A 1,250-nucleotide genomic window follows, 5' to 3' on the forward strand; every position below is an offset into this window, starting at 1 on the left:
CCGTAGGTTATTGCCAGAAGGTCGATCGTTTTGAACGCCTCCTGCAGGTTGCCCTTCGCGTTGGCGAGAACGGCAGCGGCGATCTGCACGTACGGGCTCGTGGTTCCAGCCGTCGTGTTCGGTACCGAACTGGCCCAGACGCCGGTCGTTCCGAAATTGAAATTTTTTGCCATGCGCTGCAGGACCTGCTGCGCGTGCGAGAAGGTGGGCCCGTACCACACGGCGCTGGTAACCGCGTCGTACATGTCCGAAGCCTCCTGGCTCCACACCGGTGGGCCGTCCGTGTAACCGCCTGCGTTACCGCCCGCTGCCAGGCCTTTCCGCGCTGCGTTCTCCAGCGCGGAGATGACAGAGTAGGTGCTTTTCCTCCATGTCGTGTCTATCGTGGGTAACTTTGCGAAGGTATCCCTCATCGCCCACCCCGCCGAGTAGTAGGGCGTGGAGGTGAGGCCCGGCTGGCTCTGATTGGCGGCGTACTCCATCCACAAGAGCTTGCGGAAATTGGGCTGAAGCGCCAGTTTGGCGGCGTCCGCCTGGGTGGCTGTCTTGTGGATACTCCTGAGGCTGGTCAGAATTCCCTTGATGGTGTCGCTGGAGGCGGCCGCGTCCCACCCGATCGACTCGAGTGCGTTGAGCGCCGAACTGAAGAGGGCCTGGTTGCCTGAAGCGCGGGTCGTGGTCAGGTCGCGCCACGTGAAGTACCCCATGCCCTCCTGCGGCGCGATGTTGCCGCTGAGGGTGGACGAGGCGGGTTTGATCTTGTCGTGGTAGGCGACCCACGAGATATGGGGGGGCGTGGTCATGTACGTACCGAACTTGTCGGCCCGGATGACGTACATGCCGACGGTGGGGAAGCCGAGCTGGCCCAGCCAGCCGGAGACACCCTTGATGTTGAGGACGCCCAGTATGCTGCCCAGCCTGTTGATGAACTTGGCCCCGACGGTGGTTTTGTTTTGCTGGGCCTGTTGGTTGGCCTTGGCGAACGCGGCGCTGGCCTTGGCGAACACGGGGTCGGTTGCTTTGGTTACGGCGAAGGTGGCCCAACTGTTCCTGTAGTCGTCGTTTCTGACGGACTCCGTTTTACCCGGTGCGATCGTTTTGGCCTCGGCCTTGAACTTCTCGAACAGGAGGTCGTTCAGGCCGCTCATGCCCCCGGTCTGGAGAGCGGTCGCGGCACTGCCGTTCTGCGGCAGCCTGGCCAAGAGGTCCTCCGCGCCCTCCCAGAGGGTCTTCGCGTCCCCGTTCAGCTG

Annotated in this window: 1 protein-coding gene; it reads right to left on the reverse strand. The window is 63.0% G+C overall.

Annotated features, from left to right (window positions below):
* On the reverse strand, nucleotides 1-1,148 hold a 1,148-nt coding region (locus ACFYP3_RS37885; RefSeq protein ID WP_388842674.1), incomplete at its 3' end, for a hypothetical protein.
* Between the last annotated feature and the right edge of the window lie 102 nt (nucleotides 1,149-1,250).

Source organism: Streptomyces sp. NPDC005533 (assembly GCF_042871845.1).
In the GTDB taxonomy this organism is placed as follows: Bacteria; Actinomycetota; Actinomycetes; order Streptomycetales; family Streptomycetaceae; genus Streptomyces.